At 64.7% G+C, this 18429-nt stretch carries 17 protein-coding genes; all 17 read right to left on the minus strand.

The genetic code is table 11. The features are described 5' to 3' along the window. Positions 1–41: 41 nt before the first annotated feature. Positions 42–1229, minus strand: coding sequence for a CaiB/BaiF CoA-transferase family protein (locus JOY90_RS00575; protein WP_291689232.1), 1188 nt, complete (start codon positions 1227–1229; stop codon positions 42–44). A gap of 40 nt (positions 1230–1269) precedes the next feature. Next, positions 1270–2340: an ABC transporter ATP-binding protein gene (locus JOY90_RS00580; RefSeq protein WP_291689233.1), complete on the minus strand. Its 1071-nt coding sequence runs from the start codon at positions 2338–2340 to the stop codon at positions 1270–1272. Next, on the minus strand, positions 2337–4073 hold the full coding sequence (locus tag JOY90_RS00585; RefSeq protein ID WP_291689234.1) for an iron ABC transporter permease: 1737 nt from the start codon (positions 4071–4073) through the stop codon (positions 2337–2339). Before JOY90_RS00585 ends, JOY90_RS00580 begins: the two co-directional genes overlap by 4 nt. 165 nt (positions 4074–4238) lie before the next feature. After that, positions 4239–5300, minus strand: coding sequence for an ABC transporter substrate-binding protein (locus tag JOY90_RS00590; RefSeq protein WP_291689235.1), 1062 nt, complete (start codon positions 5298–5300; stop codon positions 4239–4241). Positions 5301–5488: 188 nt separating this feature from the next. Beyond that, on the minus strand, positions 5489–6445 hold the full coding sequence (locus JOY90_RS00595; RefSeq protein ID WP_291689236.1) for a Gfo/Idh/MocA family oxidoreductase: 957 nt from the start codon (positions 6443–6445) through the stop codon (positions 5489–5491). Between the two features lie 16 nt (positions 6446–6461). After that, on the minus strand, positions 6462–7316 hold the full coding sequence (locus JOY90_RS00600) for a class III extradiol dioxygenase subunit beta (protein ID WP_291689237.1): 855 nt from the start codon (positions 7314–7316) through the stop codon (positions 6462–6464). Continuing rightward, positions 7316–7705 carry a protocatechuate 4,5-dioxygenase subunit alpha gene (gene ligA / locus JOY90_RS00605; RefSeq protein WP_291689238.1) on the minus strand — a complete coding sequence of 130 codons (390 nt, stop codon included), beginning with the start codon at positions 7703–7705 and terminating at the stop codon, positions 7316–7318. The genes JOY90_RS00600 and ligA overlap by 1 nt, the downstream gene beginning before the upstream one ends. 11 nt (positions 7706–7716) lie before the next feature. Then, a complete protein-coding gene (locus JOY90_RS00610) occupies positions 7717–8631 on the minus strand; it encodes an amidohydrolase family protein (protein ID WP_291689239.1) in 915 nt (304 codons plus the stop codon). Between the two features lie 8 nt (positions 8632–8639). Further along, positions 8640–9323: a 4-carboxy-4-hydroxy-2-oxoadipate aldolase/oxaloacetate decarboxylase gene (gene ligK, locus JOY90_RS00615; RefSeq protein WP_291689247.1), complete on the minus strand. Its 684-nt coding sequence runs from the start codon at positions 9321–9323 to the stop codon at positions 8640–8642. A gap of 11 nt (positions 9324–9334) precedes the next feature. After that, positions 9335–10363 carry an amidohydrolase family protein gene (locus JOY90_RS00620; protein ID WP_291689240.1) on the minus strand — a complete coding sequence of 343 codons (1029 nt, stop codon included), beginning with the start codon at positions 10361–10363 and terminating at the stop codon, positions 9335–9337. A gap of 147 nt (positions 10364–10510) precedes the next feature. After that, on the minus strand, positions 10511–11410 hold the full coding sequence (locus JOY90_RS00625; RefSeq protein ID WP_291689241.1) for a LysR substrate-binding domain-containing protein: 900 nt from the start codon (positions 11408–11410) through the stop codon (positions 10511–10513). Between the two features lie 127 nt (positions 11411–11537). Next, positions 11538–11717: a hypothetical protein gene (locus JOY90_RS00630; RefSeq protein WP_291689242.1), complete on the minus strand. Its 180-nt coding sequence runs from the start codon at positions 11715–11717 to the stop codon at positions 11538–11540. A gap of 990 nt (positions 11718–12707) precedes the next feature. Beyond that, complete coding sequence (locus JOY90_RS00635) at positions 12708–13571, minus strand: amidohydrolase (RefSeq protein WP_291689243.1); 864 nt, start codon at positions 13569–13571, stop codon at positions 12708–12710. Beyond that, entirely contained in the window at positions 13568–14551 is a 984-nt protein-coding gene (locus JOY90_RS00640; protein WP_291689244.1) for an aldo/keto reductase, read from the minus strand. Before JOY90_RS00640 ends, JOY90_RS00635 begins: the two co-directional genes overlap by 4 nt. A gap of 17 nt (positions 14552–14568) precedes the next feature. Continuing rightward, on the minus strand, positions 14569–15663 hold the full coding sequence (locus JOY90_RS00645) for an ABC transporter ATP-binding protein (RefSeq protein ID WP_291689245.1): 1095 nt from the start codon (positions 15661–15663) through the stop codon (positions 14569–14571). A gap of 203 nt (positions 15664–15866) precedes the next feature. After that, positions 15867–17327 carry an extracellular solute-binding protein gene (locus tag JOY90_RS00650; RefSeq protein ID WP_367276862.1) on the minus strand — a complete coding sequence of 487 codons (1461 nt, stop codon included), beginning with the start codon at positions 17325–17327 and terminating at the stop codon, positions 15867–15869. Between the two features lie 26 nt (positions 17328–17353). Then, a complete protein-coding gene (locus JOY90_RS00655) occupies positions 17354–18394 on the minus strand; it encodes a carbohydrate ABC transporter permease (RefSeq protein WP_291689248.1) in 1041 nt (346 codons plus the stop codon). Between the last annotated feature and the right edge of the window lie 35 nt (positions 18395–18429).

Below are 18429 nucleotides of genomic sequence, written 5' to 3' on the forward strand. Positions count from 1 at the left end.
CTTCGCTCGCAATGACGGCCGAGCAAGCGTTGGGTTCGCGCCTACACGACCTTGCGGGCGCGAAATGCCGCGATCGATGCGTCGTCGTAGCCGTATTCCTTCAGCACCTCGTCGGTGTGCTCGCCCTTGTCGGGCGTCGCGCGCGCCATGCGGTTCGGCGTCCGGCTGAGCCTGATCGCCTGGTTGACCACGTCGATCTCGCCGAGCGCGCCATGTTGCACGGGTGCCGCCATGCCGAGATGCTGCACCTGCGGATCGGAAAACACCTCGTCCATCCGGTTGATCGGGCCGCAGAGCACGCCGGCCTTGTTCAACAGCTCGATCAGCTCGGCGCTGCCGCGAAGCCGCGTGGCTTCGGAGATGAGCTCATTGAGCGCCACCCGATTCTTCGAGCGGGCCGCGCCGTCGGCAAACCTGGGATCGTCGAGCAGATGCGTCAGCGCGAGCGCCCGGCAGAAGCGCGCGAAGATGTGCTTGCCGGAGGCTGCGATGTTGATCTGCCCGTCGCTGGTCGGAAACACGCCGGTCGGAATCCCCGTTGGATGATCGTTGCCGGCCTGGCCGGGCACGTCCCTGGAGATCAGCCAACGCGCCGCCTGAAAATCCAGCAACGATATCTGAGCACCGAGCAGCGAGGACTGCACCCACTGTCCCTCGCCCGACACCTCACGCTCCAGGAGCGCGATCAGGATTCCCATGGCGCAGAAGATGCCGCCGCCGAGATCGGCGATCGGGATGCCGACGCGCACCGGGCCCTGCCCCGGCAGGCCCGTGACCGACATCAACCCCCCGAGCCCCTGCGCGATCTGGTCGAGTCCCGGCCGCTCGCGGTAAGGCCCGTCCTCGCCGAAGCCGGAGATCGAGCCATAGACGATGCGCTTGTTGTTCTCGCGCAGCGTCTCGTAGTCGATGCCGAGGCGAAACTTGACGTCGGGCCTGAAATTCTCGATCACGACGTCGGCCGTCTCGACCATCTTCTTGAAGATCGCAACGCCGTCCGCCTCCTTCAGGTTGAGGGTGATGCCGCGTTTGTTGCGATGAAGGTTCTGGAAATCGGGCCCGTGCCGCGGGCCGCCGAGCTCATCGCCGACGCCGTCCGGCAGCTCGATCTTGATGACATCGGCGCCCCAGTCGGCGAACTGCCGCGCCGCCGTCGGTCCCGCACGCGCCCGGGTGAGATCGAGCACCTTGAAACGCGCGAGAGCCTGTGACGATGAAAGGAAGGACATGCTGGTGGACTCCAATTCGGTCCATTGAACGCCGGTCGGTTCAGGCGATCAAGGCCATCTGGCGCGGCTCGAGCTCGAGCCAGGCATTGGCGCCGACTTCGATGTCGTCCATGGGTGACGCCGTCACGCGAAGCGAGGACGTCCCTTCGCGCGGCTTGACGACATAGTCCCAATGCTCGCCGAGGAAGGCGCGTTCCAGCACCACGACCTCGATCGGCGCGGCGCCGTTGCGCGCGGCCGGCGCGCTGTCCGACAGCCGCATGCTGTGCGGACGCACCGAGAACGTGGCCTTGCCTTCGGCCGGCAAACCACGATCGAACACGGCGCAAGGCAACGCAAAGCCGTCGAAGGAAACCTGGTGTCCGTCGCTGGTGCCCTCGATGAAATTGGTGCGGCCGATGAAGCCGGCCACGAAGCGCGTCTTCGGCTGATCGTAGAGCGCGCGCGGCTGGTCGATCTGCTCGATGCGGCCGTGGTTCATCACCGCGATGCGGTCCGACGTCACCATCGCCTCGGCCTGGTCGTGGGTGACGTAGACCGTGGTCACCTTGAACTCGTCGTGGAGGCGGCGAATTTCGAAGCGCATCTCCTCGCGCAAGGTCGCATCCAGGTTCGACAACGGCTCGTCCAGCAGCAGCACGGACGGCCGGATCACGATCGCACGCGCCAGCGCCACCCGCTGCTGCTGGCCGCCGGAGAGCTCGGCCGGATAGCGGTCGGCGAGATGGCTCATGCGCACGACCTCCAGCATCTCGCCGACGCGGCGTTTGACCTCGGCTTTGGCGAGCTTGCGCAATTCCAGTCCGAAGGCGACGTTCTGCTCGACCGTCATGTTCGGCCAGATCGCGTAGCTCTGGAAGATCATCGACATCTGGCGCCGGTCCGGCGGCACCGAGCCCGCGGGCGAGGACAGCATCCGGCCATCCATCTCGATGGTGCCGAGCGTGGGATCGACGAAGCCGGCAATCATCCGCAGCGTCGTGGTCTTGCCGCAGCCGGACGGGCCGAGCAACGAAACGAACTCGCCCGATCCCAGCTCGAGGTCGATGCCGTCGACCGCAAGAAAGTCACCATAGCGCTTGCTGATGCCCGCCAGCCTGAGCCTGCTCAACTGTTCCTCCGCAGCATGAAGTCGCGCCCGATCACCTTGGTCCCGATCGCGGCGATCAGCACGGTCGCGACCAGCAGGATGACGCCGAGCGCGGCCAGCACCTCGAAATTGCCCTCTTCCGACAGGTCGAACAGCATCACCGAGATCACCCGCGTGTTGGGTCCGACCAGAAAGATCGCCGAGGACAGTTCCCGCGTCGCCGGAATGAAGACCAGAATCCAGGCGCCGGCGAGGCTCTTCTTCAACAGCGGGATCAGCACCCTGCGGATGGCGAGAAAACGGCTGCCGCCGAGGATCCGCACCGCCTCCTCCATCTCCGGGTTGATGCTGCGCAACCCCGCCGCGCTCGACGTGTAGGCGATCGGCAGGAAACGGGTGGTGAAGCCGAGGATCAGGATGGTCGCGGTGCCGTAGAGCGCGAGCGGCGGCGGCGCATAGGCTGCATAGAAGCCGATCGCGAGCACGATGCCGGGCACCACGAACGGCGCGACGCAGAGGAAGGCGAGCACGTTGGAGAACGGCACGAGCTTGCGATTGACCACATAGGCGATCGCGAGCGACAGCGCGATCGCCGCGAACGCCGTCACCCCCGAATAGACGAAGGTGTTGACGATGGCCTGCTTGGCCTGGGTCTGCTCGAACAGGAGATAGTAGAAATTGTGCAAAGTGAGGTTGTCCAGGCTGAAGCCGCGGCCCCAGGCTTTTGCGAATGCAGCCTGCAACAGCACGATCATCGGCAGGAACACCGCGAGCGCGCAGACCAGCAGCGCGTAGCCGAGCATCACCCAGCGCCACGGGCCGAGCACGATCATGCGCCGCTCGCCGCCCTTGCCGGTGACGGACGTGTAGCCCCGCCGGCCGAGGATCTTCCGCTGCAGCCAGAACATCAGCACGGTGATGGCAAGCAGCGGCATCGCATAGGCGGCCGCCTCCTCGACCCGCACCGGATATTCGAAGAACTGCCAGAGCTGGGTCGACACCACGTTGAAGCGGGCCGGCAGCGCGATCAGCGCCGGCGCGCCGAACAGCGCGATCGCCTCGAGAAAGCTGATGATGATGCCGCCGATGATCGCAGGCGTCACCAATGGCAGGGTCACGCGAAGCGTGGTCCGCAGCGTGCGCGCGCCGAGGATGTTGGCCGCGTCCTCCATCTCGGAGGAGACGAGGTCCAGCGCCGACGAGGTGAAGACAAAAGTGTAGGGAAACGACGTCACCGCGACGACCAGGATCAGGCCGGTCATCGAGTAGATGTTGAAGATGCCGTGCCCGGCGCCGGTCAGCGCCATCCACAGCTTGTTGAGCCATCCGGAATTCGGCCCCGCCAGCAGAATCCAGCCGATGGCGCCGAGATAGGGCGGCGTCACGAAGGCGGCGAACACCATCAGCCGGATGAAAGCCTTGCCCGGCATGTCCGTGCGCGAGATCGCCCAGGCGATCGGGACGGCGAAGAGGGAGGCGAGCAGCGCCACACCGACTCCGAGCTCGAGCGAATTCAGGAGCGCTTGCAGATGCCGGAGATTGCCGTAGGCCGACACGTAGTTGGCCAGCGTGAAACGGCCGGTGTCGGCCTCCTGCAAACTGGAGACGATCAGCCGCAGCACCGGATTGAGGATCAGGAAGATCAGTACGGCGATCAGCGCGAGCCACACCAGCATGCCGGCGTCGACGCGCCGCAGGCGCGACGCCACGCCGGCAAACTGAGCGGCGCGGCCGTGGAGGGTCTGTTCGGTCACGAATAAGCCCCGGCCACTAGGCGAGCGATTTTGAAATTCGAGTCATATCAGCCTCATCCTTCGGAGCTCATCCTTCGACGCAAGCCGTCGCCCTGTGGGCGAAGGCTTGCTCCTCAGGATGAGGTCGGAGTGCTTGCAAGCGATGGGCTCCATGGAATCACTCGTCTAGACGCCAAAGGTGTCGCGCCATTGCCGGATCACCTCGGGAACGCCCTTGGTGATCTGCTCGACCGTCGGCCGGATCGTCTTGACGTCCTTGGCCGAGATCACGCCCTTCGACGGCGTGACCTCCGGCCGGATCGATTCATTGAAATGATCGACCCAGATCTGCGAGGCGCGCGCGCTCAGCAGGAACTCCATGAACAAGCGCGCGGCGACGGGGTGCTTGCAACCCTTCATGATGCTGGACGGCGCGATGATCAGCACCGTGCCGTCGGTCGGATAGTTCATCGCGAGCGGGTTGCCCTTCTGCACGCTCTCCATCAGCGTCCCGACCGGTCCCGATCCCGCGATCGCGCTCTCGCCGGCGTTGAGCATGGTCACGGTGTCGTTGATCGAGCGGCCGACGCGCGGATTGTTCTTGGCGAGTTTCTCGAAGAAATCCCAGCCATATTGATTGCGCAGCGTCAGCGCCCAAGTGCCGACATAGCCAGAGAAGCCGGGATGGCCGAGCGCGATGTTGTTGTTCCATTTGGGATCGAGCAGGTCGGTCCAGTTCTTCGGCGCGTCGGCTTCCTTGACCTTGGACGTATTGTAGCCGATGCCGATCATGCCGGCGGAGGTGACGAAATAGAAGCCGTCCGGGTCGTAACCCCTGTAGATGTCGAGCACCTTGGTCGAATTTTCCGGGACGTATTTCTCGAAATTGCCCTTGGCCTTCAATTCGACGGAGTGACCGATGTCGGTCGAGCTGAAGACGTCGCATTGAATGGCGCTCGCCTTGATCTCTTGCGTGACGCGTTGATAGGCGACCTGCGCCGTGGTGCGCAGCACGTTGACCTTGAGGCCGGAATAGAGCTGCTCGAAGCTACGGCCGAGCGCCTGGGCGGTGATGTCGTCGGAGTGCGCGGTGTACCAGGTGAGTTCTCCGCCCTCCTTTTTCGCCGCTTCGTAGAGCTCCTTCTCGTGAGCCGTCATCTCCGCATCGGCCTCGGCCAGCGCTCTGCCACCGAGGGCGACGAGCGCCGAGCCGCCCATGATGAAACTGCGCCTGCCGATGCGGAACATGCGCATCCTCCCCTGGATCATGTTGTTATGGATCCAGTATGAGGACTTTTTCGCTCCGCATCAATTCACACGGCTGCGGAATAGCTAGGCATTTCGGACGATTTGCTGCGGTGCATTGCCACAACCGAGAGCTGCTTGATGCCGGCGCGTTCCGAGGCCCGGACGCGGCAAACCGCCCGAGCATCGTCTCACGCTGCGAGCTGTTGCTCCAGGTCGTGCAGCACCTGGTAGCACGGCAGGACCTGCGCCACGCTCGCATTGGGCTCGCGGCCCTCGCGGATGGCCGCAAAGAACTCGCGATCCTGCAGCTCGATGCCGTTCATGGAGACATCGACCTTGGAAACGTCGATCTTCTCCTCCTTGCCGTTCACGAGGTCGTCATAGCGCGCGATGTAGGTGCCGGTGTCGCCGATATAGCGGAAGAAGGTGCCGAGCGGACCGTCATTGTTGAAGGACAGGCTCAGCGTGCAGATCGCGCCGCTCGCCGTCTTGAGTTGGATCGACATGTCCATCGCAATCCCGAGGCTGGGGTGGATCGGCCCCTGCACCGCATTGGCTTTGACGATCGGTGAGCGCGCCTGGTAGGCGAACAGATCAACCGTATGTGCGGCGTGGTGCCACAACAGATGGTCGGTCCAGCTCCGCGGCTGGCCCAGCGCGTTCATGTTGGTGCGGCGAAAGAAGAAGGTCTGCACGTCCATCTGCTGGATGTGGAACTCGTCCGCCAGGATCTTCTTGTGCACCCATTGATGGCTGGGGTTGAAGCGGCGGGTGTGGCCGCACATCGCGACCAGCTTTGTCTGCTGCTGCAGGTCGAGCACCGCCTGCGCGTCCTTCAAGGAATCGGCGAGCGGAATTTCGACCTGCACATGCTTGCCCGCCTTCAGGCAGGCGATCGCCTGTGTCGCGTGCATCTGCGTCGGCGTGCACAGGATCACGGCATCGACCTCCGGCAGCTTGAGGCTGTCGGCAAGCTCCGTCGAGACGTGCTCGATGCCGTATTTGTCGGCGACCTCCTTGGTCGGTTCGAGCCTGCGGCCGACCAGCGACACCACCTCGACGCCGTCGATGTTCTTGATGCCGTCCAGATGCTTGATGCCGAACGCGCCCGCGCCGGCCAGCGCGACCTTGATGGACTTAGCCATATCAGACTTGGCCATATCAATTGTTCTCCAGGATCAGATGGCCGACGGCCGTATTGCTCGCCGGCACATGGTAGAAGCGATGCCGGACGGTCGGCTTCTTGCCGCCATCGGTGTCGCCCATGGCGCCGCGCGCGATCAGCCACATCACGAGCTCGATGCCCTCGCTGCCGGCCTCGCGCACATAATCGATGTGCGGCATGCCCGCCAGCCCCTCCGGATCGTCGATCAGGCGATCAAGGAACTTGGTGTCGAACTCCTTGTTGATCAGGCCCGCACGCGGGCCCTGCAACTGATGGCTCATGCCGCCGGTGCCCCAGACCTGCACGTTGAGCGGCTCATCGTAGGAATAGATCGCCTTGCGGACCGCCTTGCCGAGCATGAAGCAGCGCCGTCCCGACGGCACCGGATACTGCACGACGTTGACGGCGAACGGGATCACCGGACACGGCCAGGCCTGCGGCTGGCCGAACATCAGACTGAGCGGCACGGTGAGGCCGTGGTCGACGTCCATCTTGTTGACGATGGTGAGGTCGAAATCGTCCTGGATCACCGATTGCGCAATATGGGCGGCGAGCTTCGGATGGCCGATCACCTTGGGGACGGGGCGCGGGCCCCAGCCCTCATCCGCGGGAATGAACTCGGCCGCGGTGCCGATTGCGAATGTCGGAATGAAATCGAGGCTGAAGGCGGTGGCGTGATCATTGAAGACCAGGAAGATCACGTCGGGCTTCTGCTCCTGCTCCCATTGCTTGGAGAACTCATAGCCCTTGAACACCGGCTGCCAATAGGCCTCGCCGGTCTTGCCGAGATCGAGCGCCGCGCCCACCGCGGGTACGTGCGACGTGTAGACGCTGGCGGTGATACGGGCCATCACTTCTTCTCCCCGGTGTAGCGGTTGCCTTCGATGGAGCGGCCGCCCTTCACCATCATGTCGCGGTAGGCATCCTCGCTCATGCCGGTCATGCTGCCGGCCATCTGCTGGAAACTCTTGCCGTCAGTGGCGCCGATCTTGGCGAGGAAGTAGATGTTGCCGCCGAGCTGGATGCAGCGGTTGAGATCGCGGTCCAGCACCGCCTGCTTCTGCTCTTCGCTCATCGGCCATTCGTCGAGATAAGCGCGCTCATCGGCCTTGAAGCGGGCGCGGTTCTCCGCCTTCATCAGCGACATGCAGAACTGGTTGAGATGATAACCCTGGCGCGACATGTCGGCGTCGAAGATCGTCGTTCCGGGAACGTCCATATAGGGTTTGTCGAGCGACATCGATGGTCTCCTCAGGATTGCTCGGGCCAGTACAGCCGCATCGGATTGTCGACCAGAAGCCTGCGCTGCAATTCCGCGGTGGTCGCAATGTGCGGAATGAAATCGACCAAGAGCCCGTCATCGGGCATGTGGTCCTTCAGGTTCGGATGCGGCCAGTCGGTGCCCCACAGCACGCGGTCGGGGAAGGTCTCGACGATGCGGCGCGCGAACGGCACCACGTCGCGATAAGCGTTTGGCTCGCCATTCAACGCCGGCGGTCCCTTCACCGATATCCGTTCCGGGCAGCTCACCTTCGACCAGACATTGGCGTGTTCGCGCATGAATTTCACGAACAGCTCGAATTCCGGCCCGTCGACCGGTTTTGACACGTCGGGCCGGCCCATGTGATCGACCACGATGGTCGTCGGGAGCGCTGTGAAGAAGTCCCACAGCTCCGGCAGATCGATCGCCTCGAAATAGATCACCACGTGCCAGCCGAGCCTGGCGATGCGGCCGGCGATCTCGTTCAGTTCATCGCGCGGGGTGAAATCGACCAGCCGCTTGACGAAATTGAAGCGCACGCCACGCACGCCGGCGTCATGCATCTGCTTCAGCTCGGCATCACCAACGCTGCGCTTCACCGTGGCAACGCCGCGCGCCCGTCCGCCCGAATGAAGCAGGGCATCGACCATCGCGCGATTGTCGGCGCCGTGGCAGGTGGCCTGCACGACCACGTTGCGGGCGAAGCCGAGATGGTCGCGCAGCGCATAGAGCTGGTCGCGCGAGGCGTCACAGGGGGTATATTTGCGCTCCGGCGCGAACGGATACTGCGCGCCCGGGCCGAACACGTGGCAATGCGCATCGACCGCGCCTTCCGGCACCTTGAAGCGCGGCTTCGAGGGACCGGCATACCAGTCGAGCCAACCCGGCGTCTTCTGAAACTCCATCTCGCCTCTCAGTCGATGTAATTGAGACCGGCCTTCGCGAGCGGCTCGCGCATCTTGTACATGTCGAGCCCAAGCTCACCCTTGGCGAGCCGGCCGCGCTTGTCGGCCTCGTTGGCCTCGCGCGCCTCGGCGGCGTCGGCGGCCTGCTGCGCGATCGCGGCCGGCACGATGACGACGCCATCGGGATCCGCGACCACGACATCACCGGGATTGACAAGCGCGCCGGCGCAGACCACGGGCACGTTGACCGAGCCGAGGCTTGCCTTCACCGTGCCGCGCGCACTGATCGCGCGCGAGAACACCGGGAACTGCATCTCCGTCAGGTCCTTCACGTCGCGCACACCGCCGTCGATGACCAGCGCCCTGGCGCCGCGGGCACGGTAGCTGGTCGCCAACAGATCGCCGAAGAAGCCGTCGGTGTTCTCGACCGTGCAGGCCGCGACCACGATATCGCCCGGCTGGATCATTTCGGCGGCGACATGCATCATCCAGTTGTCGCCGGGCTGCAGCAGCACGGTGACCGCCGTGCCGCAGGCCTGCGCGGTCGGATAGATCGGCCGCATGAAGGGCTGCATGAGCCCGACCCGACCCATCGCCTCATGGATGGTCGCCACCCCGAAGCGCGACAGCTTCTCCACCGCCGCCCTGTCGGCGCGGGCGATGTTGCGTTTGACGATGCCGATATTGTTCATCGCGCTCATGGTCACTTGCCTTTCGCCTTCAATGCCGCATCCAGCCGCGGAAACACCCGCCGCGCATTGCCTTCGTAGATCTTGTGGCGGTCTTCCGCGCTCAAGGTCTTGGCGCCTTCGATATAGCGCTTGGTGTCGTCATAGTTGAAGCCGGTCTCCGGATCGATGCCGCGCACCGCACCGACCATCTCGCTCGCGAACAGGATGTTGTCGACCGGAATGACCCCGGTCAGGAGATTGATGCCGGGCTGGTGGTAGACGCAGGTATCGAAGAAGATGTTGTTGAGCAGGTGATCCCTGAGTAGCGGCTTCTTCATCTCCTGCGCGAGGCCGCGGAAGCGGCCCCAGTGATAGGGCACCGCGCCGCCGCCATGCGGAATCAGGAAGCGGAGTTTCGGGAAATCCTTGAACAGGTCACCCGTCAGGCATTGCATAAAAGCCGTGGTGTCCGCGTTGAGGTAATGCGCGCCGGTAGTGTGGAAGCAGGCGTTGCAACTGGTCGAGACGTGGATCATCGCGGGGATGTCGAGCTCGACCATCTTCTCGTAGATCGGGTACCAGTGGCGGTCGGTCAGCGGTGGCGAGGTCCAGTGCCCGCCGGAGGGGTCGGGGTTGAGGTTGATGCCGACGAAACCGTATTCCTTGACGCATTTCTCCAGTTCGGGGATGCAGGTCTTCGGGTCGACGCCCGGCGATTGCGGCAGCATCGCCGCGCCGATGAAGTTGTCGGGGAACAGTTTCGAGACCCGCCAGCACAGTTCGTTGCAGATCGCGGCCCAGGTCGAGGATACCGCGAAATCGCCGATGTGATGGGCCATGAAGCTGGCGCGCGGGCTGAAGATGGTGAGATCGCTGCCGCGTTCGCGCATCAGGCGGAGCTGGTTGTTCTCGATCGATTCGCGCAGCTCGTCGTCGCTGATCTTCAGTTCGCTCGCCTTCGGCATCGAGGCGGCATCCTTGAGGCCGGCGATCTGGCGGTTGCGCCAGTCCTCCAGTGCCTTCGGCGCCGTGGTGTAGTGGCCGTGCACGTCGATGATCACGGGAGTCTCCTTCGGTATTCGCTCGGTATTCGGATCGATGCCGCCCGCAGTTTCCCGCTTCGGACGGCCGTTCGCCAGCGTTCAACCCACTATAACAGATATTCCAGTCTGGCATGGCGCAAAGCCATGAGCCATGCTGAAATCGCATCAGGCCGGCCGTGCCTTGGCCAGTGTCGTCAACAGCCGCATCGTGTACTGGGTCAAGGGCGTCGGGCGCCGGTGCGCCGGGATGGCGAGGCATAGCACGCTGGTCGGCGTCGGGTCGACCAGCTTGCGCATGGACAATTCCCTCGCCCGCGCCGACGCCGCCACGCCACTCGGGGTCAGCACCGCATGGCCGTGACCGGCGCAGACCAGGTCGATGATGGAGGGCACGCTCGAGACCTCCCACGCGATATCGAGCTTGACGCCGGCCCGCGCGGCCTGGGTCTCCAGCAGGCGGCGCATGGTGTGCACCCGCTCCGGCACGATCAAGGGGTAACGCGACAATTCCTGCATCGGCAGCGCGGCGGTCGACCGTCGCTTGCCCTTCGGCGCGTGGCTGACCAGGCCGAGCGGTTCCTCCAGGAGCGGCGTGATCTCGAGCCCCGGCTGCGCCTCGGGATTATAGACCAGGGCGACGTCGATCCGGCCGGTCGTGACCCATTCCATCATGTGGCTCGACAACCCTTCCACGATTGCGAGCCGCGCCGCCGGCAGCTCCTGCTTGAAGCGGTCGACCAGCGGCAAGGTGAGCTGCCGGGCGAGGCTCGGCGGCAGGCCGATGGTGACCTGCCCAATCGGTTCATCCCGCCTGGCGCCAAGGTCCTCGCGGGCATGCGAGACGAGCTGCAGCACGCCGACGCTGTGGTCGAACAGCCGCTTGCCGGCGTCGGTCAGCGCGACGCCGCGGCCATTGCGCAGGAACAATTGCTGGCGCAGCTCGGTCTCCAGCGCCCGCACCTGCCGGCTCAGGGCGGGCTGCGCCACGTCGAGCACCACCGCCGCCTTGCTGAAGCTGCCGAGCTCGGCCACCTGCACGAAATATTCCAGCTGCTTGAGGTTCACGTGCGTTTCCGGCCCCCTCCGCGCATCTCACCGCTCCCGATGTCGGGTAGGGAATTCTAAGGAGGGTCGACGTGGTTTGCCAGCCGCCAGTGTTTGTCCCTTCTTCGCCTTGCCGCCTCTGGCTGACCTAGTTCGATCGGTGCGCATTGACGGCCGCGCCCACGACGTTCATGATCTTGGCCGCGCGGTTGCTCACTACGTCGTTTGTCAACCTCTTGGAGTGGCGGCCATGATGAAGAACATCGTAGCCGGATGTGTCCTGGTGGCTTTGATTATCATGAGCCTGCTTGCCTTCGCCCAGCGACATGAAGGATGTTTGCGCGGGCGCTCGATCGTAACCTTCAAGCCCTGCGGATCGGCCAGCTCTTCAATATAGCGCTCGCCACGTCCCTATCGCAGAAGCGATCGTGCCCGACACACCGGCCGGCGCGAGCAACGAGCCGGAAGCGCGCCGGGAAAGTTGATGTTCTCAAAATGACCCGAGCGGGTCCTGACCTGCCGCATCAAGGAACGTTCACTGCCGGGAGCGGTGCGGTCGCGTGCAGCGTCAAACGGCTCCGATGGGGCGAGGCAATCACCGACAACATCAGAAGGGCGGCGACTATGATCGCAAATCCGCGCATGCCTCGACGCTACCTCATCGTTCACAGGGAGAGTGTGAAGCAACTCTCACACGGCGGATTTATGCCGGACGGCAATTGCCGCGATCCGCGTGTCGGCCGTGGGGGCCACCCTGCCCGGGCGGTAACCAAGGTGGCCCCCGTCGACCACTTCCAATTGCCCCATTGAGCGATAGCCGACGAACGTTGGTACGATCATCGACGGGAAAGGTTTTCCGTGTGAATACGGGGGCGCAGCTTCAGGCGACCTCTTGATGGTGCAGGTTGCCGAAATCCGCGAAGACGATCACGCCAAGTCTTCCTTACACTAACCTGACGAGGCTAAACGCGCTCGGTCTTCAACATAGTTAATTCGGGAGCGCACCCGTTTGTGAGACATTGACGTGCGCCACCAGCACCGGCGCCCAACGGAACCTGCCTCGCTCCTCGTTTCTCTGGGGCGAGGCTTTTTTGGCGCCGGAAGTTTTCGCCATGCGCATAATGGAACGCATTTTCGTCGCCATGTTCGTCGTGGGCATCATTGGCTTGGCTGTCGGCTTTGCCTGGCTGAGGCTTTACCCTTAGAGCGTTTTCGAGCGAAGTGGATACCGGTTCGCGTGAGGAAAACGCGTCAAACCAAAGAAGCTAGAGCTTCCGTTCGGAACGGATAAAGCTCTAGTTGGCGCAATCGCTCGACGCTAGCCGAACCCGCCCGAGGGGAGCCGGTAGGCGCGCTGCGCGTTCGCGCCAAGCGCCTTGGCGTGGAAGCCCGCGCCGAGCTTGCCAAGGCATTCGTCGAACGCGCGCTTGACCGTGCCATAGCTGCCGGCGAGCAGGCAGACCGGCCAGTCCGAGCCGAGGATCAGGCGGTCCTCGCCGAAGCATTTCGCGACATGGGCGACGACCGGAAACAGGCGTTCGGCGTCCCAGTCATTCCAATTGGCCTCGGTCGCGAGGCCCGAGACCTTGCACCACACATTGCCGCACGCGGCGAGCTCGGCGATCTCGTCGGCCCATGCTTGCGAGAAGCCAGCCGCAATCGGCGGCTTCGCGGCATGATCGAGCACGAAGCGGCCGTGCGGGAAGGCGCGCGCGACGCCGATGGCCGCCGGCAGTTCGCGGGTACGGACCAGGAGATCGTAGGCAAGCTCGCGCTCGAACACCGCCGCCAGCCCGCGCCTGATGTCAGCGCGCGAGAGCCAATCGGCATCGGCCTCGTCATGGACCTGGTGGCGAATGCCGGCCAGCTTTGCGCCGCCGGGAAACGCGCGCAGCCGATCGAGCATGGCGCCGACGGCCGCATCCGCGAGATCGACCCAGCCGACCACGCCGACGACGAACGGCGTGGCATCGGCGATGCCCAGGAACTCCTCGGTCTCCTCGAGCGAGGCGCGGCATTGCACGACGATGGAGGCATCGACGCCGTTTGCAGCCAGCAGTGGCGCGAGGTCCGAGGGACCGAAGGCGCGGCGGATCGGCGCCATCTCGGCGCCCGCCATCCAGGGATACTCGGCGCGCGCCGGATCCCAGAAATGCTGATGCGCGTCGATGACGATGCTCATGCCGCCTCGCCCGGCAATGGCGCCGCCGCGTCGACCAGGTTCCGCGCGCGCAGGTCGCGCCAGAATGTCGCGGGCACCGGCGCCTGTGCCATCGCGACGTTCTCGGCGGCTTCGTCTGCGGTGCGGGCGCCCTGCAACGCGACCGTGACCGCCGGCTGTGCGAGGCAGAACTGGATCGCCGCCGCCTTGAGCTCGGTGCCGTGCTCGCGGCACAGCGCATCCAGCGCCTGCGCACGGGCGACGAGCGCGGGGTCGGCATCCTCGTAGTTGAACTTCGCGCCGGCCTTGGGGTGCGCGAGAATGCCGCTGTTGTAGATGCCGCCCAGGATGACGCCGATTCCGCGCGCCCGGCAGACCGGGAACAGCGTCCTTAGCGCGCCCTGGTCGAGCAGCGTGTAGCGCCCGGCGAGCAGGAAGCAATCGACCGGCACGGCCTCGGCGAACCGCGCCAGCATCTCCGACTGGTTCATGCCGGCGCCGATCGCCCGCACGCTGCCGTCCTCGCGCAGACGCTGCAGCGCGCGGAAGGCGCCTTCGACAGCCGCCTCGTAATGTGCGTCCGGATCGTGCACGAGAAGGACATCGACGCGATCGAGGCCGAGCCGCTTAAGCGACTCCTCGACTGAGCGCATGACGCCATCATAGCTGTAGTCGAACTGCGGCCGCTCGGACGGCGCACCCTTGTAATGCGGGTCTTCGCCCGGCGTGGCGCTGTCGGCGCGCAACAGGCGCCCGACCTTGGTCGAGATGACAAAATCCTCGCGCTTCTGCCGGCGCAGGAAGCTGCCCAGCCGGCGCTCGGCCGATCCGAAGCCATAGAGCGGCGCCGTGTCGAAAAAGCGCACGCCGAGCGACCAAGCCTGCGCGACCGTGGCTTCGGCATCGGCGTCGGACACCGGCGCGAACAGGCCGCCGAGCGGCGCCGTGCCGAGACCGAGCTGCGTGACCTCGAGCGTCCTGCCAAGCCTGGCCCGCTTCATCCGACCACCCTTGCCTGTCAGGCCGGGATCACCCGACCGGTCTCCTTGTCGAACAGATGCGCCCTGTCGAGATCGAGCGCAACGTCGAACGGCTTGTCCGGCTCGGCGGCGACGCCGACCGGCATCTGCGCCGTGAACGGGAAGGCGCCGACCGCACCGATCACCAGCGTATGCGGCCCGAGCGGCTCGACATCCTTCACCATCATGTGGATCGAGGAGCCGGCCACAGCGCCATTGTGGCGGATGTGATCCGGCCGCACGCCGAGCACGACCGGCTTGCCGACGCATTTTGCATAGGCTGCCTCGCGGAATTTCGGCAGGACCAACGCGGTGCCGGACGGCTCGGTGAACACCAGCGCGCCGTCGCGTGCGACCAGCTCGCCCTCGATGAAATTCATCGAGGGCGCGCCGATGAAGGCCGCGACGAACAGATTGTCGGGCTTCTCGTACAACGTGATCGGATCGGCGGCCTGCTCGATCCTGCCGCCGTTCATCACCACGACGCGGTCGGCCATGGTCATGGCCTCGACCTGGTCGTGGGTGACATAGACGATCGTCTTGGCGAGCCTGCGGTGCAGCGCCTTGATCTCGGTGCGCATCTCGATCCTGAGCTTGGCATCGAGGTTCGACAGCGGCTCATCGAACAGGAACACGTCGGGGCTGCGCACGATAGCGCGGCCGATCGCCACGCGCTGGCGCTGGCCGCCCGACAATTGCTTGGGGCGGCGATCCAGATACTTCTCGATCTCCAGGACGCGGGCGGCGTCCTTCACCGCCTTCGCGATATGCTCGCGCGATTCACCGCGCACCTTCATGCCGTAGCCGATGTTCTCACCGACCGTCATGTGCGGGTAAAGCGCGTAGTTCTGGAACACCATGGCGCAGTTGCGCAGGCCCGGCCGCAGATGGGTGACGTCGCGATTGCCGATGCGGATCGTGCCGCTCGTCACGGTTTCCAGTCCCGCGATCATCCGCAAGGTCGTGGTCTTGCCGCAGCCGGAGGGACCGACCAGCACGACGAATTCCTCGTCGGCGATCGCAAGATCGAGCCCCTCGATCACCGAATAGGCTCCGTAGGCCTTGCTGACCTTGGCGATTTCAACATGCGCCATGTACGCTTCTTTTCTCTTTACCGGATCGCTCTGCAGCCACCCTCCCCTGGAGGGGGAGGGTCGCTCGCGAAGCGAGCGGGGTGGGGTGAAGGTCCATCCGCTCGAACAGTGTTCGAGCTGAGAGATCACCCCGCCCCGTCACGCATCGCGCTTCGCTCGATTGCGTGCCGACCCTCCCCCTCCAGGGGAGGGTAAAGCATATCCTACTTCTTCGGCGGCAGGCCCATCGCCGCACGATAGGCGGCGAGCTGCTTGTCGCGGCCGAGCTCGTCGGTCAGCCGGTTCCATTCCTTCGCCATGGCGTCGAGCGCTGTCTGCGGCGGGGTCTGACCGGCGAGCGCCTTGCCGAGCTCGATCTCGACCGCCTCGGTGTAGGAGAAATAGCCGGGCAGACGCATGTCGAGCGCGACGTTCTTGCCGTTGATCGAATCCGCCTGGGCGCCGAGATATTCCTTGGCCTCCTGCGGCGTGAAGATCTTGCTCCACAGGGCGAGATTGGCGGTGTGCGACTTGCGATACGGGTTGACGCCGGTGCCGCCGGTGATCGCCGCCTGACCCGAGACCTCGGGGCTGGTCAGCGTCTTGACGTAGTCCCAGGCCGCCTGCTGCTGCTTGCCGGTTTTCGGCACTGCGATCTGCCAGCCGCCGAACGCCATGAACGGTCCGGGGAGCACTTCAGGGAACTTGTCCCACTTCTTGGTCTTGGCGTTCCAGATCTCGTCCGAGCCGGGCAGCACGGCCGAGCCGACCTTGCCGGAGATCTTCGACTGCTTCGGATCGGCGGCGATCACGCCGGTGTCGCCCCAGCCGATCGATTCCGCGACCTGGCCGCCGGCGACCGCCGCGTTGACCTCGCCGAAGGAGAAGTTCAGCGCATTGGGCGGGCCGAGTTTGGAGGCGCGGATATATTCCTCCAGTCCCTTCACCCAGCCGGGATTGTTGATCTGGGCGTCCATCGTCTCCGGGTCGAAGAACATCGCGCCGGGATAGTTCGGGTTGTTGGTGTAGGCCGCGGCATGGCTGAAGAAGAACCAGAACTGCTGGCCGCCGCGGCGGAACGCTTCCGCCGTGCCCCATAGGCCCTTGTCCGGGCGCTGGAAGAACTCGGCGATGTCGAGATACTGCTTCCAGGTCTTGGGCGGCGCGAGGTCGTAGGAGTACTTGGCCTTGAACGCCTCCTTCTCCTTGGGATCGTCGAACAGGTCCTTGCGATAGGTGTAGGTGTGCACGTCGCCGTCCATGGACTGCGAGTAGATCTTGCCCTCCCACACCATCAGCCGCTCGCGATAGGCCGGCTCGATGTCGTCCCAGTCCTTGCCGGACTGCATGTCCTTCGGCATCTCGGCGAGATAGGGCACGAGGTCGGGCAGCCAGGCCGGCGCGAAGCTGACGAGGTCGAAGGTGGCGTCGCCCGAGGTCAGCGAGGTCGCGATCTTGGGATAGAGCTCGGACCAGGGGAACTCGACGACATTGACCTTGCCGCAGGTCTTCTTGCTCCACTCGTCGCCGCCGAGCTTCAGCGCGGAAGCAATGTAGGGCCCGGTCTGCGACGCCACCGTCAGCGTGACGCCGGTATAGTCCGGACTACAGGCGGCCTCCGCCGCTCCTGCGGCGCACGCCACCGCCAGCGACGTCGTGAGCATCAAAAATGTTCGTCTCAACATGCTACTTTACCTCCCTCTGAAGTTTCTTACTTGATCGCCCCGAGCATCAGGCCCGACCGCATCATCCGCCCGATCAGGCCCGCCATGATCATCATCGGAATGATCGCGACCAGCGCCGCGGCCGAGATCGCCCACCATTCGTCGCCGCGCTGGCTGTTCTGTCCCGCGACCAGGATCGGCAGGGTCTGCCAGTTCGAATTGGTCAGGAACAGCGCAAACAGGAACTCGTTCCAGACGAAGGCGAGCGTGATCATGAAGGTGGCGAGCAGGCCATTCATCGACATCGGCACGACGATGCCGAGGAAGATGCGCCAGCTCGGCACGTTGTCGACCATCGCGGCCTCCTCGACCTCGATCGGGAGCGCCTCGAAGAAGTCGCGCATCCGCCAGACCACGATCGGCAGCGAGAACGCGACGTAGCACAGAGTAAGGCCGACATAGCTGTCGATCAGGCGGAAGCCCATGCGGCCGATCTCGCTGTAGAGCAGATAGAGCGCGAAGGCCGCGACGATCGGCGGGAACATGCGCTGGCTGACGAACCAGAACAGGATGTCCTCGTTGCCGAGCACCGGGCCCGGCAGCGGCAGGAAGCTGGCGGCGATGGCCGCGATCAGCGCCACCGGGAAGGCGAGCAATAGCGCCTGCGGCCGGGTCAGGCCCAGATAATTGTTGAAGACGAGATAGCCGCCGAGCGCCAGCACGAAGAAGACCAGACCGGCGCCGAGGCGGACCTTGAACTCGAAGCGCACCAGCGCATAGGCCGCCATCGCGCCGATCGCGGTGGCGATGAACGCCGCCGACAGGCCGACGATGGTCGAATTGAGGAAGGTGTGGAAGAACTCGCCGCGGATTCCCTGGTAGAGATCGATGAAGGGCTGCAGGGTCGGCGTGAAATCGATGAAGGGGAAATAGGTCGGGCCGCCGACCACACCCGGCGGTGTCTTGAACGAGGTCACCACCACCCAGTACAGCGGGAACAGCGTGATCGCGCACCAGACCGCGCAGCCGAGCGCGACCAGGCGGCGGCTCGATCGCGATAGGCCGGTGAGCGAGGACGGCGTGCTCATCGCCGCTTCTCCAGATGCGGCCGCAACAGCGCGAG

The sequence above is a fragment of the Bradyrhizobium sp. genome (assembly GCF_019242285.1).
GTDB lineage: Bacteria > Pseudomonadota > Alphaproteobacteria > Rhizobiales > Xanthobacteraceae > Bradyrhizobium.